Origin of the sequence: Aureimonas sp. OT7, from assembly GCF_014844055.1 — a bacterium.
In the GTDB taxonomy this organism is placed as follows: Bacteria; Pseudomonadota; Alphaproteobacteria; order Rhizobiales; family Rhizobiaceae; genus Aureimonas; species Aureimonas altamirensis_A.
Genome location: NZ_CP062167.1, coordinates 537,941 through 563,144, shown reverse-complemented (window position 1 = coordinate 563,144; position 25,204 = coordinate 537,941). Strand labels below are relative to the sequence as shown.

Here is a 25,204-nt window from a genome sequence, read left to right as displayed (position 1 = left end):
CCGCTTGTCCGGCCTTGTCTTGATTTAAGCACTGGCGGCGTCGCTTGCTACAGGCGCGGTGCAGCCAATCGGCAACTTCTTTCAAGAAAAGGGCCCCGATCTTGCGACCGGGGCCCCGATTTCAGACCGTCGCGGGGTCCGCTCAGGCGGACTTCTTGCGACCGTCGTCTTTGACCTCTTCGAAGTCGGCGTCGACGACATCGTCGCGGCCCTCGGAGGAACCGGCCGGCGCCTCGTCGCCGCCAGCGGCGGCCTCGGCCTGGGACGCCTCGTACATGGCCTGCCCGAGCTTCATCGAGACTTCGGCAAGACGCTCGCTCTTGGTCTTGATGGCTTCGGCGTCGGCCTCGTCCTTCTCGAGTTCGGCCTTGAGATCCGCGATGGCGTCCTCGATGGACTTGCGATCGTCGGCGCCGACCTTGTCGCCGTAATCCTTCAGCGACTTCTCGGCGGAATGGACGAGGCTTTCACCCTGGTTACGGGCTTCCACGCCGGCACGACGCTTCTTGTCGGCCTCGGCGTTGGCCTCGGCATCCTTCACCATCTTCTCGATATCGGCATCGGAAAGACCGCCGGAAGCCTGGATCGTGATCCGCTGCTCCTTGTTGGTGCCCTTGTCCTTGGCCGATACGTTGACGATGCCGTTGGCATCGATATCGAATGTCACCTCGATCTGCGGCACGCCACGCGGTGCGGGCGGGATGCCTTCGAGGTTGAAGCGGCCGAGCATCTTGTTGTCGGCAGCCATCTCGCGCTCGCCCTGGAAGACCTGGATGGTCACGGCGTTCTGGTTATCCTCAGCCGTGGAGAAGACCTGGCTCTTCTTGGTCGGGATGGTGGTGTTGCGGTCGATCAGGCGGGTGAACACGCCACCCAGCGTCTCAATGCCCAGCGACAGCGGCGTCACGTCGAGCAACAGGACGTCCTTGACGTCGCCCTGCAGCACGCCGGCCTGGATGGCCGCGCCCATGGCCACGACCTCATCCGGGTTGACGCCCTTGTGCGGCTCCTTGCCGAAAAAGTTCTTCACGACTTCCTGGATCTTCGGCATGCGCGTCATGCCGCCGACGAGGACCACCTCGTCGATATCCGCCGCGGTCAGGCCGGCATCCTTGAGCGCCGACTTACACGGGTCGACCGTGCGCTGGACGAGATCCTCGACGAGGCTCTCGAACTTGGAGCGGGTCAGCTTCAGCGTCAGGTGCTTGGGGCCGGAGGCGTCGGCGGTGATGAAGGGCAGGTTGATTTCGGTCTGGGCCGCCGAAGACAACTCGATCTTGGCCTTCTCCGCAGCTTCCTTGAGGCGCTGCAGGGCAAGCTTGTCGTTCTTCAGGTCGATGCCCTGATCCTTCTTGAACTCGGTCGCCAGGTAATCGACGAGGCGAAGGTCGAAATCCTCACCGCCCAGGAAGGTATCGCCATTGGTCGACTTCACTTCGAAGACGCCATCGCCGATCTCGAGGATGGACACGTCGAACGTGCCGCCGCCCAGATCGTAGACCGCGATGGTCTTGCCGTCGTTCTTCTCCAGGCCGTAGGCCAGCGCGGCTGCCGTCGGCTCGTTGATGATGCGCAGGACATCCAGACCGGCGATCCGGCCGGCGTCCTTGGTGGCCTGGCGCTGGGCGTCGTTGAAATAGGCCGGGACGGTGATGACCGCCTTCTCGACCTTCTCGCCCAGATAAGCCTCGGCCGTCTCCTTCATTTTCTGAAGGATCATGGCCGATACCTGCGAAGGGGAGTATTTCTGGCCGAGGGCCTCGACCCACGCATCGCCATTGTCGGACCGGACGATCTTGTACGGAACGAGGTTCTTGTCCTTCTGCGTCAATGGATCGTCGTAGGTGCGGCCGATCAGGCGCTTGATGGCGAAGAGCGTGTTTTCCGGGTTCGTGACGGCCTGCCGCTTGGCGGGCTGGCCGACCAGCCGCTCATTGTCGTCGAGGAAGGCCACGATGGATGGCGTCGTGCGCGCACCCTCGGCGTTCTCGATGACTTTTGCGTTCTTGCCGTCCATGACGGCAACGCAGGAATTGGTGGTGCCGAGATCGATGCCGATCACCTTGGCCATGGGTGTCTCCTTCTTGAGCGAACCGTCCGGACCCTCGTTGAGGCGTTCCGCGCGGCGGTTCCTGGTGAGTTATCCATACGAGTGCCGTGCGCCCGGTCCGCAAGCGGAGGTCGCATTGGCTGAGGGCTATATATGAACGTGCCTTTGCGGGCGCAAGGCGCTGGATCACATCCTGTTTACCCGCTGGCGGTCAGCCGCCGAACAGACCCCGGAACAGGGAGCGGTCGGAAGCGCGGCCCCCTTGCGCGGGACCTTCGAGCACCGCGTCGGGCGGAAGCTGATCCTGCCGGACGACACGCGCCGGGCCTTCGAGGACGTCGCCCGACCCCTCCCCGTAGACCGCCGGCGGTCCGCCGTAATAGCCGTCGCCATACGGATCCTGCTGCTGCGGCATGGGCGCGCCGGGCGGCGGCGCAACCGAGGCCGCGGAGCCGGGTGCGGGCTGCTCGTAGCCGCCGCGCGCCTGCAACTCGGCCTCGGACGGCGGCTGGTTCGGCATCATGTTGCCGTACTGGTCGAGAAGGTTTCCATATTCGTCGACATAGGTGGCGCGCGGCGCCTCGCCGCCACCCTGCACCGGCTGCCCGCCGGGCATGCCGCCCGGAGCGGGCTGATTCGCGGCCATCGGCACTTCGCCATGGTCGCCGCCGATCACGTAATTGCCCGGAAGCGGCGTCGGCGGCAGCCCCTCATGGGCGACCTTCATGTAGGCCTTCCAGGCATCGGCGGGGAGCGAGCCGCCCGTGACCTTGCGCATCGGCTTGCCATTGTCGTTGCCGAGCCAGACGCCGGTGGTGAGGTTGGCGGTGTACCCGATGAACCAGGCATCCTTGAAGTCCTGCGTCGTGCCCGTCTTGCCGGCCACCTGCCAGCCGTCCAGCGCGGCGCGGCGCCCCGTACCGGACGTCACCACCCGGGTCAGCATGGCATTCATCATGCCCGCGATATCGGCGGTGACGATGACCGGCGGAACCTCGGACGGGCGCTCGTACAGCACCTCCCCGTCCACCGTGGTCACGCGGTTCACCAGATGCGGCGTGGCGCGGTAGCCGCCATTGGCGAAGGGAGCGAAGGCCCCCGTCAGCTCCACCAGCGACACCTCCGCCGTTCCGAGCGCAATGGACGCGTTCTCGGCCATGGGAGAGGTGATGCCCATGGAGGTGGCCGTCTCGATCACCGTCTTGGGGCCGAGTTCCGCCGTCAGCGCCGCCGCCGTCGTGTTGAGGGATTGGGCGACGGCCTGCGCCATCGTAACCGGCCCCCGGAACTTGTTGTCGTAATTGGAAGGCGACCAGTTGCCGATATGGACCGGCTGGTCGATCATCATGCTTTCCGGGCGCCAGCCGAATTCCAGCGCCGTCTCGTAGACGAAGGGCTTGAACGCGGAGCCGGGCTGGCGGCGCGCGTCCACCGCGCGGTTGAACTGGCTTTCGGCGTAATCGCGCCCGCCGACGATGGCGCGGATGGCCCCGGTGCCGTCGATGGACACGAGCGCCCCTTGCGTGACGTTCTGGGTCGCGGTGTCCACCGTGTGCCGGATGGCCTCCTCGGCGGCTTTCTCGAGCGTCAGGTCGATCGTCGTCTCGACGATGACGTCATCCTTGATCTCTTCGCCGACGAGACCCTTGATATCCCGCATGACCATGTCGGCGGCGTAGTGCTCGGCCCCGGTCCAGAAGCTCTTGGGCTTGGTCGGCTCCTCGGACAGCGCGGCCTTGTACTCCGCCTCGGAGATGTAGCCGGCATCCAGCATGGCGTTCAGCACAACGTCGGCCCGCGCCTTGGCGGCCTCGGGGTTGCGCACCGGGTTCAGCGTCGAGGGCGCCTTGAGAAGTCCGGCCAGCATGGCGGACTCGCTGAGGGTCAGGTCGCCGGCGTTCTTGTCGAAATAGCGCCGCGCCGCCGCCTGCGCACCCGTTGCGCCCGAGCCGAAGAAGACCCGGTTCAGGTACATTTCGAGGATCTGGTCCTTGGAGAAACGCTGTTCCAGCCACAGCGCCAGGATCGCTTCCTGCACCTTGCGGCGCAGGGTCTGCTCCGGCGTCAGGAAGACGTTCTTGGCAAGCTGCTGCGTCAGGGTGGAGCCGCCCTGCACGGTGCCGCCGGCCGTGAAGTTGGTGACGGCCGCGCGCACGATACCCACCGGGTCGACACCGAGATGCGAATAGAACCGCCTGTCCTCGATGGCCATGACGGCCTTCGGCAGATACGGGCTCATCTGGTCGAGCGCCAGCGCCTCGCCGCCGGTAACGCCGCGATTGGCAAGAAGGTCGCCCGATACGGACACGATCCGCACATTGGGTGGACGGTCCGGAACGACCCAGGCTTCCTGGGGCAGCGTCATGGCGAAGTAGCCGACCACGCCCGCCGCGGCGATCATGCCCCAGAAACCGAGCATGAAGACGAGGTTGGCAAGGCGTGCCAGCGGCGAACGCCTGCGACGGGTCCTGCGGCCGTTGCCGCCGCCTCCGCCCCCGCCGCCGCGCGCGGGCTTGCGGGGGGCCTTGCGCTCGGATCGATCCTTGCGCGAGGCCCCGGGCTGGACGGCACGGTCGTCCGCCGACACGCGGAAGCCGTCGCTCCCGCGCTTCTCCCGGGAATCCCCGAAAGTCGGCTCGATCCGTGGCTCCTTCCGTCCCAGACCCATCGACTACCCCTTGGACATGATTGAAAACTGGTTGCGCCGGCACCCGCGCAGCCTTCGCGTTGCAGCGTAAATATGGCGGTTTAACGGGCCGTTATCGAATGATCCGGCGCGCTGTTGCCGCCGGGCCACGCATGACGCACAATCGAAAGTTCATTGAAGTGTTCGAGGAGGAGCATTGGTGCTTATCAAATCCATTACCCGCCACGCCGTCGCCCTGATGGCGCTGGTTGCCGCCGGAGCGGCGCCTGCGGCAGCGCAAACGGAGTTTCCGACACAGCCGGTGACGATGGTCGTCCCCTTCGCGGCCGGCGGCTCGACGGACCTCGTCGCCCGTATCGTCGCACAGCGCATGAGCCAGGAGCTCGGGCAACAGGTGCTGGTGGACAATCGCGGCGGCGCAGGTGGAATGCTGGGTGCGACGGCCGTGGCGCAGGCGCAGCCCGACGGCTACACGATCCTGATGGGCACCATTGCGACGCATGCGCTCAGCGCCTCGCTCTACGCCAACCCGCCCTTCGACCCGGTCGCGGATTTCGCGCCGGTGGCATGGCTGGTGACGGTGCCGAACGTCCTGACGGTCAACCCGCAGTTTCCCGCCCAGAATGTCGAGGAGCTGATCGCGCTTCTCAAGGAAAAGCCGGGTGAGTATGCCTATGCGTCGTCGGGCAACGGCACGCCGCTGCACCTGTCGGGCGAGCTTTTCAAATCGATGGCGGGCGTCGACATCATCCACGTGCCGTATCAGGGCTCCGGGCCTGCGCTGGTGGACGTGATCGGCGGCGCGGTGCCGATCTCCTTCGACAACCTGCCCTCCTCGACGGAGCCGATCCGCTCCGGCCAGCTTCGCGCGCTGGCAGTCACCACCAAGGAGCGCGCGCCGAACTTCCCGGATATTCCGACGATGGAAGAGGCCGGCGTCCCCGGCTACGAAACCAATAGCTGGAATGCCCTCTTCGCGCCGGCCGGTACGCCGCCCCAGGTGATTGCCCGCCTGAACGAAGCCGCCAACACGGCGATCCAGGATCCGGAGGTGCAGAAGCGCCTTGCCGAGGTGGGTGCGCAGATCGTCGGCTCCACGCCCGAGGAACTCGGCGAGCACGTAAAGGCCGAGGTCGATCGCTGGAGGCCGGTCGTCGAGGCTTCGGGCGCGCGCATCGAATAGGCCGGCGCATCGCCATGCGGACGGGCGCCCCCGCGCCCGTCCAACCGAACAAACGGAAAGCGAGACATGTCAGTATCCTCCACGGGCCGCATCGAGACCGCCAACGCCAGCCGCTATCTGCAGCAGCTCTGCAAGCATTGGGCACACAAATTCGAGGTCACCTTCGACGAAAGTCAGGGGACGGTTCCCTTTCCCAACGGCGCACTCGCCCGGCTTTCGGCCGACCCCGAAGGTCTGACGATCGCCGTCGATGCCCCCGGGCCCGAGGCGCTGGAGCGCATGAAGACGGTTATCGTGGAGCACCTGGATCGCTTCGCGTTTCGGGAAGCGCCCTTGACGGCAGACTGGAATTGAAGCTGGCGCCCTTTACAGGCGCACGGCCCGGACCATTTCAACAGGGTGGCTTGAAGGGGCCTTTGGGCCGCAACAGAGGGGATGCCGCATATGACGATACCGACCCATGATCGTGAAGACATTTCCCGCAACGTCGAATCCCGGTTCCGCACCGAATTGCACGACCACTGGAAAGCCTACGCCTTCCAGGGCGTTCTGCTGCTGGTCGTCGGCTTTCTTGCGCTGATGGCGCCGCTGGCCGCCACGCTGGCTTCAACGCTGTTCTTCGGCTGGCTGCTCATCATCGGCGGGATCATCGGCATCGTGGCCGCCTTCCAGGCACGCCGGCACTCAGGCTTCTGGTCCAGCCTCGCGCTTGCGGTTCTGGTAACGATCCTCGGCGCCGTCATCGTCTACGATCCCTTTGCCGGCGCGATCACGCTGACATGGATGCTGGCCACCTACTTCGTCCTTTCAGCCTTCCTGGAGTTCGCACTTGCCAAGGCCGTCCGCTCCGGCAGCCGGGGCGGCTGGTGGGCGCTGGTGCTGACCGGCATCCTGAACCTCGTGCTCGCCGCCCTGCTGGTGCTCGGCCTTCCCGGCACCGCGGTCTGGGCCGTCGGCGTCTATCTCGGCATATCCTTCATCTTCTCGGGCGTCGGCCTTCTGTTCGCCGCCCTCGATGCGCGGCGCGGCGCACCGCCCGCCTGAAATACGGCTCAGACGTGCTGGCCGCCATTGATGTGGATTTCGGCGCCGTTGACATAGGACGACTGCCCGGAACACAGGAAATAGATGATATCGGCCACTTCGGCGGTCTTGCCGAGGCGGCGAAGGGGGATCGTCTCGACGATCTTCTCCGTGCCCGGCGACAGGATCGCGGTGTCTATCTCGCCGGGCGCGATCGCGTTGACGCGGATGCCGGCAGGGCCGAAGTCGGCGGCCATCTCGCGCGTCAGCGAGGCCAGGGCGGCCTTCGACGTCGCATAGGCCGTCCCCGCAAAGGGATGGACGCGGCTGCCGACGATGGAGGTGACGTTGACCACCGATCCGCCGGCGGCATGAAGCTCGGAGTAGAGGCCGCGCGCCAGCATGATCGGCGCGAAGAAATTGACCTGGAAGACGTCGCGCCAGACCTGCATCGGCGTCTTGATGGAATCCATCCGTTCGCCGTCCTTCGTCTTGGGCGAGATCGCAGCATTGTTGACCAGTGCATGCAGCCGGCCGCCATTGGCCTCCAGCCTGCGCCGGATTTCGGAGATCGCGTAGCCGACATCCTCCTGGTCGGAAAGGTCGACCCGGATGTGGTCCTCCGGACCGGCCGGCCACGGACAATCACTCGAAAAATCCTGCCGCGAACAGGTGATGACGCGCCACCCCTCCCGCGAGAAGCGCTTGACGGTCGCGTGGCCGATGCCGCGCGAAGCACCCGTCAACACCAACGCCGGGCGCGCATCCTTGATCTCGCTGTCCGTCATGCTCGGTCCCCGCAGGCTTATATCCAGGAGTGCTTTAGATGGTGAGGCCCATCGTGAAAAGCCATTGGCTGGTCATTGTCTTTGACGCCGATGCATGAAAAGCCCATCTCTGTCCGGATAAGCCGATAACCCGTCGAAAGCCCGCCATGTCGCTGCGCCGTGCTGCCCTTGCCGCCATACTGACCCTTGCAATGGCCGCGCCGGCCGTCGCCCTGCCCGACCTCAAGGACTGGCCGGCCATCGCCACTGCGGCGCAGGGCGACACGGTACGCCTCGGAATTGCCGGCGGGAGTGCGGGGCAGCAACGGTTTCTGGACTGGGCGGGCGGCGAACTGGAGCGGCTTTACGACATCCGGCTTGAGATCGTGGATTTTCCCTCGCAGCGAACGCTGATCGAGGCGCTCGGCGCGGAAGACGAATCGCGCATCGATCTGGCCGCGCTCGGTTCTCGTGCGGTGGCAGAGGCGCGGCGCGCGGAACTCCTGCCCGAGCGATACGCCTACAGGTTGCCAAACTGGCATTTCGTCGACAGGGCGGGCACCCCCTCGGTCATCTTCGCGGCCGGACTGCCCACCCATTACAGCGCCGTACCATGGGGCAAGCGCAGCGTAACGCTGTTCGCCAACGGCGCGGCCACTTCATCGCGGCCCGATTCGCCCGCCGCCCTGCTCACTTATGCCCGGGCAAATCCGGGCCGGTTTGCCTTTCCCGATCCGGCGACGGCCGCCGGGGCAGCCTTTCTGGAAGAGGTTCTGCGCAGCCTCGCGGAGGACCCGTCCGTGCTGGATCGGCCGATCGCCGCCGCGGACGCCGAGGCCGCCACCGCGCCCTTCTTTGCGTGGTTGGACGACATACGCCCGCTTCTCTGGCAGGAGGGGCGAAGCTTCCCGCGTTCGGAAGCCGAGGCCCGCGACCTGCTGGCCCGCGGCGAGGTCGACATGATCGCCGATTTCAATCCGCTGGCCGGCGCCGCCGGACGGGCCGGCGAAAAATGGCCGGAGGGCGTGGAAGGGTTCGGCTTTTCCAACGGTGCCGTGACCGATACCCATTTTCTCGCGGTGGCCGCACGGGCCGCCGCGCCGGAGGCCGCGCTCGTGACCGCGGATTTCATGCTGTCTCCGGCGGCGCAGATCCGCAAGGCCGATCCGGCGATGTGGGGCGACGTCACCATCCTCGATCCCTCCCGGCTGCCCCAGCAGGAAGCGCAGGATCTGCGCACCCTGATGCGCACCGGCCTGCCGCGCATGTCCGGCGTGTCGATCCCGCGGCCGCACCACAGCTGGATGGATTGGCTGGGCCAGCGCGTCCAGGAGCGTTTGGCGGCCCGATGATCGCGCCGGAAATGCTGCCCGTCGAGGCGGTTCTTGCCGATGTCGCGGCGGCGTTGCGCACGGTTCGGCGTGCGGTGCTGGTGGCCCCTCCGGGGGCGGGCAAGACGACCATGGTGCCGCTGCATCTGATCCGGCAGCCGGACCTTGCGGGACGCGTCATCCTCATCCAGCCGCGCAGGATCGCCGCACGGGCGGCGGCCACCCGCATGGCCTCTCTTCTGGGCGAGGCGGTGGGCCAAACCGTGGGTTGGCGGATGCGGCTGGATACCCGGGTGTCCGCCGCAACCCGCATCGAGGTAGTGACGGAAGGCGTCTTCACACGGCTGATCCTGGCGGATCCGGAACTGACGGGCATTTCCGCCGTCCTGTTCGATGAATTCCACGAGCGGTCGCTGGATGCCGATTTCGGGCTTGCGCTCGCACTCGACGTTCAGGCCGCCCTGCGGGAGGATCTCGCGATCCTCGTCATGTCGGCGACGCTGGATGGCGCGCGCGTCGCCACGCTTTTGGGCGATGCCCCCATCATCGAGACCGCCGGCCGCAGCTTCCCCGTGGACATCCAGAACCGCGACAGGACCGGAACGGAGCGTATCGAGGATGCCGTCGCCAACGCCGTCCAGCAGACGCTGCGCGACATGCCGGGCAGTATCCTTGCCTTCCTGCCCGGTCAACGCGAGATCGAGCGGGTACGCGAGCGGCTGGAAGGGCGCGTTCCGCAGGACGTCATGCTTGCACCGCTGTACGGTGCGCTGGAAACGTCCGATCAGGACATGGCGATCCGCCCGGCACCGCCCGGCCGCCGCAAGGTGGTCCTGGCCACATCCATTGCCGAAACCTCAATCACCATCGACGGCGTCACCGTGGTCATCGACAGCGGCCTTGCGCGGCGGCCCGTGTTCGAGCCGGCCAGTGGCCTGTCGCGGCTGGAGACCGTGCCCGTGTCGCGCGCCGCCGCCACGCAGCGGGCCGGCCGCGCCGGCCGTACGGGGCCGGGCACGGCCATCCGGCTCTGGCGCGCCGAACAGACCAATGCACTGCCGGCTTTCGATCCGCCCGAAATCCTGTCGACGGACCTGTCCGGCCTGCTCCTCGACTGCGCGGCTTTCGGGGTCGGCGACCCGACCGAACTGCGGTTTCTGGATGCGCCGCCCAAACCGGCCCTTGCCGAAGCCCGCGTCCTGTTGTGCGAGCTCGGAGCGCTCGATGCCGATGGCCGGTTGACGGAGATCGGACGCGAACTGAGGCAGGTGGGCCTGCCGCCCCGCCTCGGAACGATGGTGGTGCGCGCCCAGGCAGGCCAGCCACGCCGCGTCGCTGCGGAACTGGCCGTTCTCCTGACCGAGCGTGGCCTTGGCGGCAATGACCCCGATCTGGCAGAGCGGCACCGACGCTGGCGCACCGACCGGACCCCGCGCGGCAGCGCAGCGCGCGGCCTTGCCGAACGCCTCGCCCGACAGGTGAGCGCCGCGGGGGACATCGAGGATGCGGATGCGGGGCCCCTGCTGGCTGTCGCCTATCCGGACCGCGTCGCGGTGGCGCGGGGCGCCCATGGCCAGTTCCTGCTGGCCAGCGGACGCGGCGGGCAGGTCGATGCCGCATCCTCGCTGGCCGCGTCGGCCGGGCTGGTGGTGGCCGAATTGCAGGGACAGGCGCGCGCAGGGCGCATCACTTCGGCAATCGGCCTCGACCGACGGCAGCTCGCGGTCCTGGCCGAAGAGCGCGCGGTCGAGGAAGACGTCGTCCTCTTCGACGCGGCGTCCGGTGCCGTCCGCGCGCGGCGGGTCCGTCGGATCGGTCGGGCCGTACTGTCCGAATCTCCCCTTCCCGACCCGCCTGCCGCGCTGGTGCAGTCGGCGCTGGCGGACGCGATCCGCCAGGGGGGCATGCGCCTGCTGCCGATGGACAAGGATGGCGAGCGGTTGCTGGAGCGCCTGCGTTTCCTGCACATTTCGCTGGGAGATCCCTGGCCGGATCTGTCCGAAACGGCGCTCATGGAGCGCCTGGACGAGTGGGTCATGGCCTTCCACCCCGATGCGCGCCGCTTGTCGGACCTGCGGCCGGACCGGCTGCGGCAGGGCCTTCTCTCTCTCCTGCCGGGGTCGCTGGCGCGCCAGGTCGACACCCTCGCACCATCGCATTACGAGGCGCCGACCGGCTCGCGCCTGCCTTTGCGCTACGAGCCGGAGCAGGTCGTTCTGGCGGTGCGCGTTCAGGAGCTGTTCGGCATGACGCGGCACCCAGCCATTGCCGCGGACCGGGTGCCGTTGACACTGGAGCTCCTGTCGCCGGCCCATCGGCCGATCCAGATCACGCAGGATCTTCCCGGCTTCTGGGCAGGCTCCTGGCGCGACGTCCGCGCCGACCTGCGCGGGCGTTATCCCAAGCATGTCTGGCCCGAGGACCCGGCGCTCGCCCCGCCGACGGCACGGGCAAAGCCGCGCGGCAGATAGGCGATTTCACTCGGATTATCCGCACACGCAACCTCAAGGTGTTTTTCACGTTGTGAAACCGTGCCTTACGCGTGGGAGATTCCGTATGAATGTGGAGACGCCAGCCAGGGAAATGCGTGGCCCCCTCGCCGCAGCCGGAGAGCGCAGGATCCTGGTGGTCGACGAAGACCACGGTTTTGCCGCCCGTCTGTCGCGGGGGCTTGAGCAGCGGGGCTATGCCCCGGTTCTGGCGGGTAGCTTTTCCGAGGCACAGAAGGAGATTTCTTCGGCAACCCCGGCGATGGCCGTGATCGACCTTCGCCTTGCCGGGGGTAACGGACTGGATCTCGTGGAAGACCTGCATCGCCGCCGCAAGGACAGCGCGATCGTGGTCCTGACGGCCTATGGCAACATCGCGACCGCGGTTGCCGCCGTCAAGCTTGGTGCGATCGACTATCTATGCAAGCCGTCCAGTACGGATGAGGTCATCTCGGCCCTGACGCAGCGCGACGACAAGCGCCCGATCCCACCCGACAACCCCATGTCGGCGGATCGTGTGCGATGGGAGCATATCCAGCGCGTTTTCGAGCTTTACGGGCACAACGTGTCCGAAACCGCGCGCCGCCTGTCCATGCATCGCCGCACCCTGCAGCGCATTTTGGCCAAGAACGCGCCGCGCTGACCCGTCGTCAGTCCGACATGTCGTCCCGAGCACCCGTCATATACGGGTTTGCAGCCCATTCCGCCTGTAACAGCCGGTTGGCTGCCAGCGTTGCGAACCGCAGCGTGAGCGCCTTCCGTGTGGCCGGGGGCAGGCGGTGCAACGGCGCCTCCCGGAGGATTTCCGCGCCATAGCCGTCCGACAGGATCAACCCGCAATCCTCCGGGAAGATGTCCAGTGGCACGTCCGGATGCGTCGCGAAGAACAACCGGTCGCAATGCAACCGGTAGTCCGGCCACTTGCGATCCACCCGGAAGTCGGCAATCGACGTCTTGATTTCGACGATCGAGAATTCGCCCTTCGGCGACAGACAGACAAGGTCGGCACGGCGGCCCGACGCCAGGGGCATTTCCGGCAGGACGGACAAGGCCTGTGCCATCATCAGCCGCTGCACGCCCCGCCGTACCAGCATCGCACGATCGGATTGACGCCCGTCGAGCAGCGGTTGATAGGGGACGGACGAGACTATGGGCATGCGGATACGGCTCCGGCAACGCGGCTGTGCCCGCATCGCAACAAACGTTTGTTAACCATCATGCGTTAGGCTAGCGCCAATTGCCAGCCGGGTAACGAACGCATATCGGTGGTGTCAGCCAGCCGGTCTCGTACAGCTTTATCCGGCACGGCCTGCCTCGACCGGACTTCTCGATGACAACCCATTCTGCCCTATCCATTCTTGCCGCCGCCACCCTGGCGCTTGGCCTCGCCGGTTGCACGACCTCCGGGGACCGTGCGGCGATCAGCGGCGATTCGCCGGTCGCGACGGCCTATGCAGCCACGGACAATGCCATCCTGGACGGCGGCCCGCTGGGCCCGGTCGATCCGCTGGCCTATGCCGCCGTGCAGGATGGCGGTTTCAACCTGCCGGCGATCCCGGTCGAGAAGATCGATCCGCGCTTCCTGCGCCAGCGCGTCGTATACGATGGCATGGGCTTTGCGCCCGGCACCGTCGTCGTCGATACGGGCGACCATTTCCTCTACGTGATCGAATCGCGTGGCACGGCCATGCGCTACGGCATCGGCATCGGCAAGGCCGGTTTCTCCTGGTCGGGCGAGGCTTATGCGCGCGACAAGCAGCACTGGCCGAAGTGGTTTCCGCCCAAGGAAATGATCGAGCGCCGGCCGGAACTGGCGCCCTACGGCAATGAAGTCGGCATGAACCCTGGCCTGCAGAACCCGCTCGGCGCCCGCGCCGTCTATCTGTGGCAGGGCAACAAGGACACGCTGTATCGCCTGCACGGCACGCCGGAATGGTGGTCGATCGGCAAATCCGTTTCGTCGGGCTGCATCCGTCTCATCAACCAGGATGCCATCGATCTCTACGAGCGGGTGCCGTTGCAGGCGCGTGTCATCGTTCTGATGCCGGGCGAGACGCTGGCCCAGAAGCGTATTGCCGAAAACCGGAAGGCCCAGGCAAGCTGATCGTGCCAGATTGAAGTTTCAAGGCGGGGGACCGCCATGGCCGGGTGCTTCGGGGGAGGCGCCCGGCCTTTTTTTTGCCCTGCCCGCTCTTACGGCGCGAATGGGTCGTATGTGCCGAAGTTCCACAAATGGCCCTCGAAATCCCGGCACGAAAATTCCCGGCTTCCATAGGGCTGGTCGTGCAGCGGGATGACGATCTCCGCGCCGGAAGCGGTCACGCGTTCGAATAACGCGTCGGTGTCCTTGACGACGATGTAGGCGCTCTGCGTGACGCCGCCGGCTTCATCCGGCGTGATCTGCGTTTCGCCGAAGGGGTCGTCACGGACGCTCCCAAGCATGATCATGCCGCCGCCAAGGGTCAGCTCCGCATGGGCGATGACGCCGTCATCGTCTTCCATCACCATTTCGACGTTGAAGCCGACGACGGCGGACAGCCAGTCGATGGCGCCCTGCGCGTCCCGGTAACGCAATGTCGGAATGATGGTGGAAACCATGCCGCGAACCCCTCCCGCGTTTCTCGCATGCGGGAGGGTAGTCTGTTTTTCGCCCCGATAGAACAGGGCAGCTCTATGCCTATGCGCGCGCGGCGGCCTTCTTTTCCAGGCGGCGGCGATGCAGGACGGGCTCGGTGTAGCCGTTGGGCTGTTCACGTCCCTTCAGCACCAGGTCCAGGGCGGCCTGGAAGGCGATGGACCCCGCATAGTCGGGCGCCATCGGCTCGTAGGTCGCATCGGAGGCGTTCTGTCCGTCGACGACGCGCGCCATGCGCTCCATCGTCTCCACCACCTGGTCGCGCGTTACCACGCCGTGGTGCAGCCAGTTGGCGATGTGCTGCGAGGAAATGCGGCAGGTGGCGCGATCTTCCATGAGGCCGACATCGTTGATGTCCGGCACCTTGGAGCAGCCGACGCCGGAGTTGATCCAGCGGACGACGTAGCCGAGGATGCCTTGCGCGTTGTTGTCCAGTTCGGCCTGGATGTCTTCCGGAGTCCAGTTCGGCCGCACGGCAACCGGGATGGTCAGGATATCCTCGAGGCTGGTGCGGCTCTTGCCTTCCAGCTCCGCCTGGCGCTCGGCCACGTCCACCGTGTGGTAATGCGTGGCATGCAGGGTCGCGGCCGTCGGCGACGGAACCCAGGCCGTGTTGGCACCCGCCTTCGGGTGGCCGATCTTCTGCTCCAGCATCGCCGCCATCAGGTCGGGCATGGCCCACATGCCCTTGCCGATCTGCGCATGGCCCTTGAGCCCGCAGGCAAGGCCGGTATCGACGTTGCGATCCTCATAGGCCTTGATCCATGTGGACGCCTTCATGTCGCCCTTGCGGATCATCGGGCCAAGCTCCATCGAGGAGTGCATCTCGTCGCCGGTCCGGTCGAGGAAGCCCGTATTGATGAAGACGACCCGCTTGCGCGCGGCCCGGATGGCCTCCTTGAGATTGACCGTGGTGCGGCGCTCCTCGTCCATGATGCCCATTTTCAGGGTATTGGGCGAAAGGCCGAGGATGGTTTCGACCCGGGTGAAGATCTCGTCGGCGAAGGCGACCTCGTCGGGGCCGTGCATCTTGGGCTTGACGATATAGACGGAGCCGGCGCGCGAATTGCGCTCGCCGCCCTGCTTCTTCAGGTCGTGCATCGCGATCAGCCCGGTGAAGAGCCCGTCCAGCATCCCTTCCGGCGCTTCCGAGCCGTCGGCCAGAAGAACCGCGGGATTGGTCATCAGGTGGCCGACATTGCGCACCAGCATCAGCGAACGCCCGGGCAGGACAACCTTCCCGCCGTCCGGCGCGGTGTATTCGCGATCCGGGTTGAGGCGGCGCGTGACGCTCTTGCCGCCCTTCTCGAACGTGTCGGTCAGATCGCCCTTCATCAGGCCGAGCCAGTTGCGATAGACGACCACCTTGTCGGCGGCATCGACCGCTGCGACGGAATCTTCGCAATCCTGGATTGTCGTCACGGCACTTTCCAGAACCACGTCGGAAATGCCGGCCGGATCGGACCGACCGATCTGCGACGTCCGGTCGATCACGACGTCGCTGTGCAGGCCATGGGTGACGAAGAGAAGATTGGTCGGCTCGCTCGCGGAGCCGCGATAACCGGCGAGCTGGCCCGGGCTCTTCAGCCCGGTCGTGCCGGATTCCAGCCTGACGGTCAGGGCGCCGTCGTCGATGGAGAAGCCGCGCGCGTCGTTCCATGACGCGTCCGCCAGCGGCACCGACCCATCCAGGAAGGCGCGCGCCCAGGCGATCACCTTTTCGCCGCGGACAGGGTTGTAGCCCGGGCCCTTTTCAGCGCCGTCCTCTTCGGAGATGGCATCGGTGCCGTAGAGGGCGTCGTAGAGCGAGCCCCAGCGCGCGTTCGCCGCATTCAATGCATAACGCGCGTTCATGACCGGGACGACCAGCTGCGGACCGGCCACCGAGGCGATCTCCGGGTCGACATTGGCGGTTTCGACGGAGAAGGCCTCCCCCTCGGGGACGATGTAACCGATCTCGCGCAGGAAAGCCTCGTAGGCTGCGCCGTCAACCGCGCCGCCCTTGTGGGCCGCGCACCATTCATCGACGCGCGCCTGCATGTCGTCGCGGATTGCCAACAACTCCCGATTGCGGGGAGCGAGATCGCCGAGAAGCCCGGCAAGGCCCTGCCAAAGCCGGTCGGCATCGACGCCCGTACCGGGGAGAGCTTCCTTCTCTATGAAATCCTTCAGCTCGGAATCGACCTGCAATCCGGCGACCGCGACATAACTCGACATGAATGCTCCCTTTCGCAAGCTCCTCTGCGGACGCCATCGGCCATCGGAGCCGCAAAGTCAAATGCCGGAAGGGCGTCAGGTCCGATCGGAATAGAGAACCCGGCGATCGGTCAGGTAGCGGGCAAAGAACGGCAGGCTCGCCGACCCGATCTCCCGCGCATCGCGGCCGATCGTCCCGGCGCGGACCGTTACGGGCACGAGGCCGCGCATGTCCATTCCCGCCAGCACCTCGGCGACGCGCGCCACGAGCCGCTCGCGGACAAAGGGCGGAAAACTCCCCTCGATGACGGCCGCCTCGAAATCGTAGATCGCCGAAGCGGAAACGACCGCATGGGCAATGCCGGAGGCCGCCTCCGACAACCAGCGATCCAGAAGCCCTTCCAGACCGTCCCAGCGGCAGTCCTTGCGCCACAACTCGATGCCGCTGCCTCCGGATTGTTCGATCATGCGTTCGAGAAGGTGGATCGAGGCCGCCTCGATCAGTTGCCGGCTCCCCCCGCCGGGGGCGGGAACCGGCATCGACCCCAGCGCGCCCGCATTTCCGACCCGGCCTTCGACGAGCTGCCCGTCCATCACGATGCCGCCGCCGATGAAGGCGCCGACGAAGAAATAGACGAAATCGGCACCGGCGCCCCGGCCGAAGGCATGCTCGGCCCCACAGGCGGCCGTCACGTCGTTGGCCATCGTGACGGGCTGCCCCGTGCGGCTGGCCAGCTCCGCGACGATATCGGCCTCGCGCCAGACGGCCAGCTCTTCCGAGGGCGCGCCATTGGTGGCCCCCCATGACCAGATCTCGAAGGGCAGGCCGACGCCGAGCCCGGCGACCCGGGCCCGCTCGTCCGGCCCAAGCGTCGACACCAGGGCCTCGGCCGCATCTTCGGCGAACTCCATCACCTGCCCGTGCTCGGGGCGCCGGTAGAAGATGGCACGGCTGTCGAGGACCGTCCCGACGAAATCCATCAGGACCATCTCGCTGGTGCGCCGGCCGATCTTCAGGCCCAGCGAAAACGCGCCGCGCGGATTGAGACGCATGGGCACCGATGGCTGCCCGACCTTGCCGCGTCGCGGCGTGCCGGCCAGCACCAGGCCGTCCGCCTCCAGGATGCGCATGATGACGGAGGCCGTCTGCGGCGACAGGCCGGAATGACGTGCGATCTCGGCCTTCGCCAGTTCGCCGCCGGCGCGGATGAGGGACAGGACCAACCGTTCATTGTGGGCGCGCAGGCCCGCCTGGCTCGACGCGCGGAAACCGTCGCGCAGGGCCACGTCGCCATGTGCGGACGGCGTCGCCGTGTCCGGCGCGTTGGGTCTTCCGCCTGCCATGTCCATCGATGTCCTCCCGCCCGAACGATGATCGCACGTCATCCCGCTGTCAATAAATAAATCACCGTGATTTATCGATTGACAGAAGGTGCTCTTTGCCGTCCAATCCCTGCGAGCCGGACGGGGAGGTCCGGGCCGGGCGCTTGACGGCGACCGACTTATCGGGAGGAAATTCGATGATTCTCAAGTATCTTGGCCATGCGGCCGCGCTTGGCGTCGCCACTCTGGTGCTGCCCGGCGCATCCATGGCGCAGGACCAGGTCACGGCCTGCCTGATCACCAAGACGGACACCAACCCGTTCTTCGTGAAGATGAAGGAAGGCGCGGCGGCCAAGGCCCAGGAGCTCGGCATCAACCTGCAGACCTACGCCGGCCGGATCGACGGCGATTCCGAGTCGCAGGTCGCGGCAATCGAGAGCTGCATAGCGGCCGGGGCCAAGGGCATCCTCATCGCCGCGTCCGACACCAAGGGCATCGTACCCGCCGTCAAGCAGGCGCGGGATGCGGGCCTGATCGTGATCGCGCTGGATACCCCGCTGGAGCCGGTGGATTCGGCGGACGCCACCTTCGCCACCGACAATTACGAAGCCGGTGTGCTGATCGGCCAGTGGGCGAAGGGCAAGATGGGCGCCGAGGCGGAAAGCGCGAAGATCGCCTTCCTCGACCTGACGCCGCAGCAGCCCTCGGTGGCGGTCCTGCGCGACCAGGGCTTCATGGAAGGCTTCGGCATCGACAACAAGGACAAGGCCATCGTCGGCGACGAGGACGATCCCCGTATCGTCGGCCACGACATCACCAATGGCAACGAGGAAGGCGGCCGCCAGGCCATGGAAAACCTCCTCCAGAAGGATCCGTCCATCAACCTCGTCTACACCATCAACGAGCCTGCCGCCGCCGGGGCCTACGAGGCGCTCAAGTCGGTCGGACTGGAAGGCAGCGTAACGATCGTATCGGTCGATGGCGGCTGCCCGGGCATCGCCAACGTCAAGGATGGCGTCATCGGCGCGACGTCGATGCAGTATCCGTTGAAGATGGCGTCCATGGGCATCGAAGCCATCAAGGCCTTTGCCGATTCCGGCGAAAAGCCCGAGGCCAGCGAGGGGCTGCAGATCACCGCGACGGGCGTCGATCTCGTAACCGACGAACCCATCGACGGCGTCAAGTCCATGACGTCCGAGGATGCCGCCAAGCTTTGCTGGGGCTGATCCGCGCATGATGACCGGCCGTCGCCCGCGAGGCGGCGGCCGGACACGGGTCCGGACAGGGAGGCAGGACGATGACGGATACCACGGGCAGGAACACGGAGGCCGCGAGCGGCTTCGAAAAGGGCCTTGCCGGCAGCGGCGGACAGGTCGCCGACTTTTCGCACGGGGCCCATCGCGGGCCGATGGACAGGCTGCAGCATTTCCTGCACGCCTACCCGACCATGGTGCCGGTTCTCGTGCTGATGGTCGGCGTCGGAACCTTCGGGGCCATCATCGGCGAACGGTTCTTCAACGCCTTCACCCTGACGCTCATCATGCAGCAGGTGGCCATCGTCGGCATCGTCGGCATCGCGCAGACGCTGGTGATCCTGACGGCGGGCATCGACCTGTCCGTCGGCGCAATCATGGTGTTGTCATCCGTCGTGATGGGCAATCTTGCCGTGACGCACGGCATGCCGGCGCCCCTGGCGCTGTTCTGCGGCATCCTCACCGGCACGATCTGCGGGGTGATCAACGGGTTCCTGGTGGCGCTGGTGCGCCTGCCCCCCTTCATCGTGACGCTCGGAACATGGTTCATCTTCGAGGCCGCGAACTTCATCTATTCGCAAAACGCCACCATCCGCGCACAGGACGTGGAAGCATCCGCGCCGCTCCTGCAGTTTCTGGGCACCACGTTCCGCATCGGCGGCGCGGTGTTCACCTATGCGGTCGTCGCCGTCGTGGTTCTCGTCGCGCTGTTCTACTACATACTCAATCACACGGCATGGGGGCGGCATGTCTACGCCCTGGGCGACGATCCCGATGCGGCGCGCCTGTCGGGCATCCGTACGCGGCGCGTACTGATCTCGGTCTAAGCCGTCGCCGGCCTCATCTGCGGCTTCGCCGGCTGGGCGCTCATCGGCCGGCTCGGTTCGGTCTCGCCCACATCCGGCTACGAGGCCAACATCCAGTCCATCACCGCCGTCGTCATCGGCGGGACGTCCCTCTTCGGCGGGCGCGGCTCGGTCATCGGCACGCTCATCGGGGCGCTGATCGTCGGCGTCTTCGCCATGGGCCTGCGCATCTGGGGCACCGACCCGCAATGGACGCGCCTGACCGTAGGCGGCCTTATCATCCTTGCCGTCGCAGCCGATCAGTGGATCAGGAAGGTGTCCGCATGAGCCCGCAAGAACCGATCCTGTCGGCCCGCAATCTCACCAAGCGCTACGGGCGCGTCGTGGCCATCGACAACGCCGATTTCGACCTGATGCCCGGCGAGATCCTCGCCGTCATCGGCGACAACGGCGCCGGCAAGAGCACGATGATCAAGGCGCTGACGGGCGCGATCCAGCCGGACTCGGGAGAGCTCAGGCTGGATGGCAAGCCGATGACGCTGTCCAACCCGCAGGCGGCGCGCGATTCCGGGATAGAGACCGTGTACCAGCAGCTTGCGCTCTCCCCCGCCCTCTCGATTGCCGACAACATGTTCCTCGGCCGCGAGATCCGGCGCAGCGGTCCGCTCGGCTCGGTGTTCCGGATGCTCGACAAGGGCACGATGCGCCGCATCGCCCGCGAGAAACTGTCGGAACTCGGTCTCATGACCATCCAGAATATCGACCAGGCGGTGGAAACGCTGTCCGGCGGTCAACGACAGGGCGTTGCGGTTGCGCGGGCGGCGGCTTTCGGAACGCGGGTGCTCCTGCTCGACGAGCCGACGGCTGCCCTGGGCGTCAAGGAATCGCGCAAGGTGCTCGACCTCATCCTGACCGTACGCGAGCGCGGCATCCCGATCGTGCTGATTTCGCACAACATGCCGCATGTCTTCGAGATCGCCGATCGGATCCACATCCATCGGCTCGGCAAACGCCTGTGCGTGGTGAACCCGAAGGCGATCACCATGTCGGATGCCGTCGCCCTGATGACGGGGGCCAAGGCCCCGGAGCCGGCCATGGCGGCGTAGCATCCGTTTCAGGATGCGTCCGGCTCGAAGCTGTCGCTATGGACCAGCGACAGCGCGGAGCGAGGGCCCGGCAACGCGTCGAACTCGATGCCGAGTTGCCGGCATGCCTGCTCGATGTCGCGCAGGATGACGTCCGCCGCTTCCAGCACCATGCGCTGGGCGTCGGGGTGACGCTCGCGCAGGCGCTCCGCCAGCGCGCCGAGTTTATCGACGACCTCCATGTCGCTCTTGAAAGCAGGCGTCGGGGGAATGCGAACGAAAGAACTAATCTTCGCTGCCCAGAAATGTCATTGAACGAACGGACGCATCGACGAGTCGAGGATCCGGCGGCCTCCAATCCACCAAACATCTATTTGTAACATGAATTCCTGTCAGTTCGCCAGACGAGAGGCGAACAGGGCCAGGGCCTGCTGGTATACGCCTGCCCGGTTCCAGTCGCGCAGCCGCGCGAAGTTCGGCTCGCCCGGCATATAGCCCGCCCCCGGCTGCCAGCCATGCTGCCGCAGGAAGTTGGCGGTCGAGGCCAGGACATCGGCGCGCGAGCGGATGAGGTCGCGGCGTCCGTCACCGTCGAAATCCACCGCGTAGCGCAGGTAGTTCGACGCAAGGAACTGCGTCTGGCCGATCTCGCCCGCCCAGGCACCCTTCATGTCTTCCGGCCGCTTGTCGCCGCGCTCGACGATCATGAGCGCCGCATTCAACTCGTTGGTGAAGAATTCCGACCGCCGGCAGTCATAGGCCAGCGTCGCCAGCGAGCGAAAGATGTTCATGTTCCCGGAATTGGAACCGAAGCCGGTTTCCATGCCCCAGATGGCGACCAGGATTTCCTTCGGAACGCCGTACTGCTTTTCGATGGCGTTCAGCAGCCGCGCGTTCTCGCGGATGATGCCCTGGCCCCGCTTGACGAACGAAGCCGGCGCGCGGCGCTGCATGAACTCGTCCAGCGACAGCTTGAAGGAGCGCTGGTTTCGGTCGAGCCGGATGACCTCGCGATTGTAGGACACGTTGCCCAGCGCGGTCTGTAGCGTCCGGTTGGAAATGCCCTGCTGGCTCATGGACTGCTTGTAGGAGGCCAGCCAGCGATCGAAGCCGGCGCCGTCATTGCCGCAGCTCTGTGCCAGCGCGGGCGTCGCCGATACGGCCAGGACCATGCCGGCCGCCAGGACCGCCTTGCGAATAAACGAGCGACATGCCGCCATCTCTGCCTCCTGCATCGGGTGCGTAACCCACTCTTCCGGCAGTAATAGCAATCGACAGTTTAACGTAGTGCGAATGCACCACAATCGGCGGGTGATCGCACCTGCGGCGTCACTCTTTCGCGATCAGCCCGCCGCCTGCGGCAGCACGAAGGGCAGGTGGGACGGTGCGTGACCGACGGCAAGGCGCACTTCGTAGACGCGCTCGATCAGCGCGTCGTCGACGACGGCGCGGGGGCTGCCATCCGCCACCACCCGGCCGTCCGCCAATGCGACAAGTCGCGTGGCCGCAAGGCAGGCAAGGTTGATGTCGTGCAGTATCGCAAGCACGCCGACGCCCTCCTCCGCCATGAGTCGCGCCAGCCGCACCACCAGAAGCTGGTGGCAGAGATCGAGGCTCGCCGTCGGCTCGTCCAGCAGCAGGAAGCGGGTCGGCCCCGGCATGGCCCGCACCTGCGCGATGGCCCGGGCCAGGTGAACGCGCTGGGCCTCGCCCCCCGACAGGCTGGAAACCTTGCGGTCCGCGTATGTTGCAAGTCCGACCTCGGATAATGCGGCGTGGCATAGCCTGTCGGCCGTCCGGCCGCCGGCACCGCCCGACTCGGCGCCGAGGCGGACGATCTCGAATGCGGTGAACGGAAAGGCGAGTTCCACCGATTGCGGAACCACGGCCCGCACCCGCGCCATGGCCGAAGGGTTCCGCGCCTCGGCGACCGGACCCCGGATACGGCCGCCGTCCGGGGTGCTTTCGCCCGAAAGGATCTTCAAGAGGGTGGACTTGCCGGCGCCGTTGGCACCGATCATCACGACGACCTCGCCTGTCTCGACCGACAGGTCCACCCCATCGAGAACGACCCTTCCGCCGATCATGCGTCGTACGCCCTCGGCCTTGATCGCGGCCGCCGTCACAGGATGCCGGCCCGGCTGCGCTGCACGAGCAGGTAAAGGAAGAATGGAGCGCCGATCAGGGCCGTGACGATGCCGAGCGGCAGCTCGGCAGGGGCGACGATGGTCCGCGCCGCAAGATCGGCGATCGCCAGCAGCCCCGCCCCCAGCAGTGCAGCCGCCGGCAGCAGCGTCCGATGCCCCGGCCCGACCGCCAGCCGCACCAGATGCGGCGCGACAAGCCCGACGAAACCGACGATGCCGGACACCGAGACGGCGACCCCCACACCGGCGGCGATGACAAGGATGGCGATGCGCTTGATGGTCTGCACCCGGACGCCGAGGTGGAATGCCTCCGACTCGCCGAGCGCCAACCGGTCCAGCGCGCTGGCGAGGAATGGTGCCGCGCAGAAGGCCGGCGCCATGAACGGCAGCGCGACCCGGACCTTGTCCCATGTGGCGCCGGACAGGCCGCCCATCGACCAGAAGGTCAGTTCCCGCAATTGCTGGTCGGTCGACAGAAAGGTCAGGATGCCGGTCATTGCGCCCGTCAGCGCCGCCAGTGCGATGCCCGTCAGCAGCATCGTCGCCATCGAGGTGCGGCCGGCGACGGTGGACAGGCGATAGACGAGGAAGGTGGATATCGCGCCGCCCACGAAGGCCGCGATGGGCAGGAAGTGACGCATGAGCGCGTCGGGCAGTATCGGGGCGGCATGAACCCCCAGCACGATGACGGAGATCGCCCCGAGCGCCGCGCCGGACGAGACGCCGACAAGGCCGGGATCGGCCAGGGGGTTGCGGAACAGTCCCTGCAGGATGGCGCCCGACAAGGCGAGGCAGGCTCCAACCATGACTGCCAGCAGAACGCGCGGCAGGCGGATATCGAGAAGGATGGCAGCGGCTCCCGCATCGACCGTGTTCCGGGCGCCAGACATGCCGGCGACGAGCGTGGCGAGCACCGTACCGAGGGACAGGTCCGCCGCGCCGGCCGCCAGGGCGGCGAGCCCAGCCGCCAGGGCGAAAACGCCGCAGGCGGCGATGGCAAGGGCGCCGCGCCCCGGGCGCGGCAGGCGTCGGGCGCTATCCCCCGCCATTGTCGTCATGGCGCCCCGGCTCCGACCCATGGGCGCGCCGGCAACCGCGGCAGGTCCGCCTCCGGATGGAGGGCCGCCGCCAGATCGCGCATGGCGTGGGCCGCGCGCGGCCCGAAGCCCAGAAGGTAAGTGCCGTCCATCGCCACGATATTGCCGTTGCGGCCGGCCGGCGTCGACGCGAAGATGGGGCTCTGGGCGATGGTTTCAGGCCTGTGCACCGGGCTCTGCATCGTCACGATGACCTCGGGCGCGGCGGCAAGGACGCTTTCCGGCGTCGCGGGCTTGAACCCGCTCAGTCCGGAGAAGACATTGTCCGCATGTGCCAGCGCAAGCGCGCCGTCTGCCGATGTCCCCGCCCCGCCGACCAGCGGCGCGCCGCCGCTCATGGTCAGCACGAAGGCCGCCTTGGGGCGTGCCTGTATGCCGCCAAGGCTTGCTTCCAGTGCCGCGAAATCCGCCTCTACCGCGGTGGCGATCTCTTCGCCGCGCTGCTTCTCGCCGATTGCCTCCGCCACGGCTCGGATCTTGGCCGCGACCCCCTTCGGATCGGGCCCGTCCGGGATGGTGACGAAATCGACGCTCGCGCCCTCGAGCAGATGGATGACGTCCGGAGGCCCCGACCCCTCCACCGCCAGGATGAGCGTCGGAGACAGGGAAAGGACACCTTCGGCCGACAGGGCGCGCATGTAGCCGACATCCGGCAGGGCGTTCGCCTGCGGCGGATAGGTCGAGGTGGAATCGCGCCCCACGATGCGATCCTGCGCCCCCAATGCGTAGAGGATCTCGGTGACGGGACCGCCGATCGAGACGATCCGGGACGAATCATGAACCGTGGCCTCCTCGGCCAGGGCGGGAGACGCGACGAAGGCGAGAGCGGCCAGAAAGAGCGGACGAAGGTTCATTTGGTGAGGATCAGCTTGTTGTTGGACGTCAGTCGCAGGCGATACCGCTCGTCCTCGTGCTGGATGATGATTTCGCGCGTGTCGGTGAACAGCGTCCGGCTATCCAGTTCCCTCGGAGCGTCCGCCAGCCGCCGTAGCGCCGTTCGCCCGCCATCCTGTCCTTTGGGGTCCCCACCCATTTCAAGCGTCTCCTGAAGGGTCGTGTTGCACGGGTACCGCAGTGTGGCATCGCGGCGACCGAGATCCTCTGAATAAAGTTGACCGTCTATATCATATTAAATAGGGGTCGCAAGGCAAGGCCGCCGTGCGGCCCCGACC

Annotated in this window: 22 protein-coding genes and 1 pseudogene; 10 read left to right on the top strand and 13 right to left on the bottom strand. The window is 66.6% G+C overall.

Annotated elements, in window-relative coordinates:
- Window positions 1-142: 142 nt before the first annotated feature.
- Window positions 143-2,071: a molecular chaperone DnaK gene (dnaK, locus tag IGS74_RS02660; RefSeq protein WP_192389153.1), complete on the bottom strand. Its 1,929-nt coding sequence runs from the start codon at window positions 2,069-2,071 to the stop codon at window positions 143-145.
- Between the two features lie 190 nt (window positions 2,072-2,261).
- A complete protein-coding gene (locus IGS74_RS02655) occupies window positions 2,262-4,718 on the bottom strand; it encodes a penicillin-binding protein 1A (protein ID WP_192389144.1) in 2,457 nt (818 codons plus the stop codon).
- A 217-nt stretch (window positions 4,719-4,935) separates the two neighbouring features.
- On the opposite strand from IGS74_RS02655, the gene IGS74_RS02650 reads away from it, so the two are divergent.
- From IGS74_RS02650 to IGS74_RS02640, 3 genes are all read left to right on the top strand, one after another.
- The gene (locus IGS74_RS02650) at window positions 4,936-5,880 is read left to right on the top strand and encodes a tripartite tricarboxylate transporter substrate binding protein (RefSeq protein ID WP_192391308.1); all 945 of its coding nucleotides are present in this window, start codon (window positions 4,936-4,938) and stop codon (window positions 5,878-5,880) included.
- A 66-nt stretch (window positions 5,881-5,946) separates the two neighbouring features.
- Entirely contained in the window at window positions 5,947-6,234 is a 288-nt protein-coding gene (locus IGS74_RS02645; protein WP_039195071.1) for a DUF2218 domain-containing protein, read from the top strand.
- A 90-nt stretch (window positions 6,235-6,324) separates the two neighbouring features.
- Window positions 6,325-6,924, top strand: a complete 600-nt coding sequence (locus IGS74_RS02640) for an HdeD family acid-resistance protein (RefSeq protein ID WP_192389142.1) — start codon at window positions 6,325-6,327, stop codon at window positions 6,922-6,924.
- A gap of 8 nt (window positions 6,925-6,932) precedes the next feature.
- Here the strand turns inward: IGS74_RS02640 and IGS74_RS02635 are convergent, their stop codons facing one another.
- Complete coding sequence (locus IGS74_RS02635; protein ID WP_192389140.1) at window positions 6,933-7,691, bottom strand: SDR family oxidoreductase; 759 nt, start codon at window positions 7,689-7,691, stop codon at window positions 6,933-6,935.
- A gap of 146 nt (window positions 7,692-7,837) precedes the next feature.
- Here IGS74_RS02635 and IGS74_RS02630 point away from each other — a divergent pair, with 146 nt between their 5' ends.
- The 3 genes from IGS74_RS02630 (at window position 7,838) to IGS74_RS02620 (ending at window position 12,133) form a co-directional block, all read left to right on the top strand.
- Window positions 7,838-9,022, top strand: coding sequence for an ABC transporter substrate-binding protein (locus tag IGS74_RS02630; protein ID WP_192389138.1), 1,185 nt, complete (start codon window positions 7,838-7,840; stop codon window positions 9,020-9,022).
- Window positions 9,019-11,472: an ATP-dependent helicase HrpB gene (hrpB, locus tag IGS74_RS02625; RefSeq protein ID WP_192389137.1), complete on the top strand. Its 2,454-nt coding sequence runs from the start codon at window positions 9,019-9,021 to the stop codon at window positions 11,470-11,472. The genes IGS74_RS02630 and hrpB overlap by 4 nt, the downstream gene beginning before the upstream one ends.
- 85 nt (window positions 11,473-11,557) lie before the next feature.
- Window positions 11,558-12,133 (top strand): ActR/PrrA/RegA family redox response regulator transcription factor, encoded by a 576-nt coding sequence (locus tag IGS74_RS02620; protein WP_192389136.1) that lies wholly within the window; start codon window positions 11,558-11,560, stop codon window positions 12,131-12,133.
- Window positions 12,134-12,140: 7 nt separating this feature from the next.
- On the opposite strand, the gene IGS74_RS02615 is transcribed toward IGS74_RS02620, so the two are convergent.
- Window positions 12,141-12,647, bottom strand: coding sequence for an MmcB family DNA repair protein (locus tag IGS74_RS02615; protein WP_192389134.1), 507 nt, complete (start codon window positions 12,645-12,647; stop codon window positions 12,141-12,143).
- Between the two features lie 173 nt (window positions 12,648-12,820).
- Here IGS74_RS02615 and IGS74_RS02610 point away from each other — a divergent pair, with 173 nt between their 5' ends.
- Window positions 12,821-13,594: a L,D-transpeptidase gene (locus IGS74_RS02610; RefSeq protein WP_082016249.1), complete on the top strand. Its 774-nt coding sequence runs from the start codon at window positions 12,821-12,823 to the stop codon at window positions 13,592-13,594.
- An 89-nt stretch (window positions 13,595-13,683) separates the two neighbouring features.
- Here IGS74_RS02610 and IGS74_RS02605 read toward each other — a convergent pair whose 3' ends face one another.
- From IGS74_RS02605 to IGS74_RS02595, 3 genes are all read right to left on the bottom strand, one after another.
- Window positions 13,684-14,088, bottom strand: coding sequence for a VOC family protein (locus tag IGS74_RS02605; protein WP_039195064.1), 405 nt, complete (start codon window positions 14,086-14,088; stop codon window positions 13,684-13,686).
- Between the two features lie 79 nt (window positions 14,089-14,167).
- Entirely contained in the window at window positions 14,168-16,342 is a 2,175-nt protein-coding gene (locus IGS74_RS02600) for a malate synthase G (protein WP_192389132.1), read from the bottom strand.
- A gap of 75 nt (window positions 16,343-16,417) precedes the next feature.
- A complete protein-coding gene (locus tag IGS74_RS02595) occupies window positions 16,418-17,665 on the bottom strand; it encodes an ROK family transcriptional regulator (protein WP_192389130.1) in 1,248 nt (415 codons plus the stop codon).
- Between the two features lie 245 nt (window positions 17,666-17,910).
- Here IGS74_RS02595 and IGS74_RS02590 point away from each other — a divergent pair, with 245 nt between their 5' ends.
- From IGS74_RS02590 to IGS74_RS02580, 3 genes and pseudogenes are all read left to right on the top strand, one after another.
- Window positions 17,911-18,870 carry a sugar ABC transporter substrate-binding protein gene (locus IGS74_RS02590; protein WP_246723108.1) on the top strand — a complete coding sequence of 320 codons (960 nt, stop codon included), beginning with the start codon at window positions 17,911-17,913 and terminating at the stop codon, window positions 18,868-18,870.
- Window positions 18,871-18,941: 71 nt separating this feature from the next.
- Window positions 18,942-20,030, top strand: a pseudogene (locus IGS74_RS02585) (ABC transporter permease).
- Window positions 20,027-20,809: an ATP-binding cassette domain-containing protein gene (locus IGS74_RS02580; protein WP_192389126.1), complete on the top strand. Its 783-nt coding sequence runs from the start codon at window positions 20,027-20,029 to the stop codon at window positions 20,807-20,809. Before IGS74_RS02585 ends, IGS74_RS02580 begins: the two are co-directional and overlap by 4 nt.
- Before the next feature lie 8 nt (window positions 20,810-20,817).
- Here IGS74_RS02580 and IGS74_RS02575 read toward each other — a convergent pair whose 3' ends face one another.
- From IGS74_RS02575 to IGS74_RS02550, 6 genes are all read right to left on the bottom strand, one after another.
- Entirely contained in the window at window positions 20,818-21,030 is a 213-nt protein-coding gene (locus IGS74_RS02575; RefSeq protein WP_192389124.1) for a hypothetical protein, read from the bottom strand.
- A gap of 150 nt (window positions 21,031-21,180) precedes the next feature.
- Window positions 21,181-22,008, bottom strand: coding sequence for a lytic murein transglycosylase (locus IGS74_RS02570; RefSeq protein WP_082016264.1), 828 nt, complete (start codon window positions 22,006-22,008; stop codon window positions 21,181-21,183).
- Window positions 22,009-22,131: 123 nt separating this feature from the next.
- Window positions 22,132-22,914: a heme ABC transporter ATP-binding protein gene (locus IGS74_RS02565; protein WP_348641881.1), complete on the bottom strand. Its 783-nt coding sequence runs from the start codon at window positions 22,912-22,914 to the stop codon at window positions 22,132-22,134.
- Window positions 22,911-23,993 (bottom strand): iron ABC transporter permease, encoded by a 1,083-nt coding sequence (locus IGS74_RS02560; RefSeq protein WP_246722845.1) that lies wholly within the window; start codon window positions 23,991-23,993, stop codon window positions 22,911-22,913. The genes IGS74_RS02565 and IGS74_RS02560 overlap by 4 nt, the downstream gene beginning before the upstream one ends.
- Window positions 23,990-24,886, bottom strand: coding sequence for an ABC transporter substrate-binding protein (locus IGS74_RS02555; RefSeq protein WP_192389120.1), 897 nt, complete (start codon window positions 24,884-24,886; stop codon window positions 23,990-23,992). Before IGS74_RS02555 ends, IGS74_RS02560 begins: the two co-directional genes overlap by 4 nt.
- The gene (locus IGS74_RS02550; RefSeq protein WP_192389118.1) at window positions 24,883-25,065 is read right to left on the bottom strand and encodes a hemin uptake protein HemP; all 183 of its coding nucleotides are present in this window, start codon (window positions 25,063-25,065) and stop codon (window positions 24,883-24,885) included. Before IGS74_RS02550 ends, IGS74_RS02555 begins: the two co-directional genes overlap by 4 nt.
- Between the last annotated feature and the right edge of the window lie 139 nt (window positions 25,066-25,204).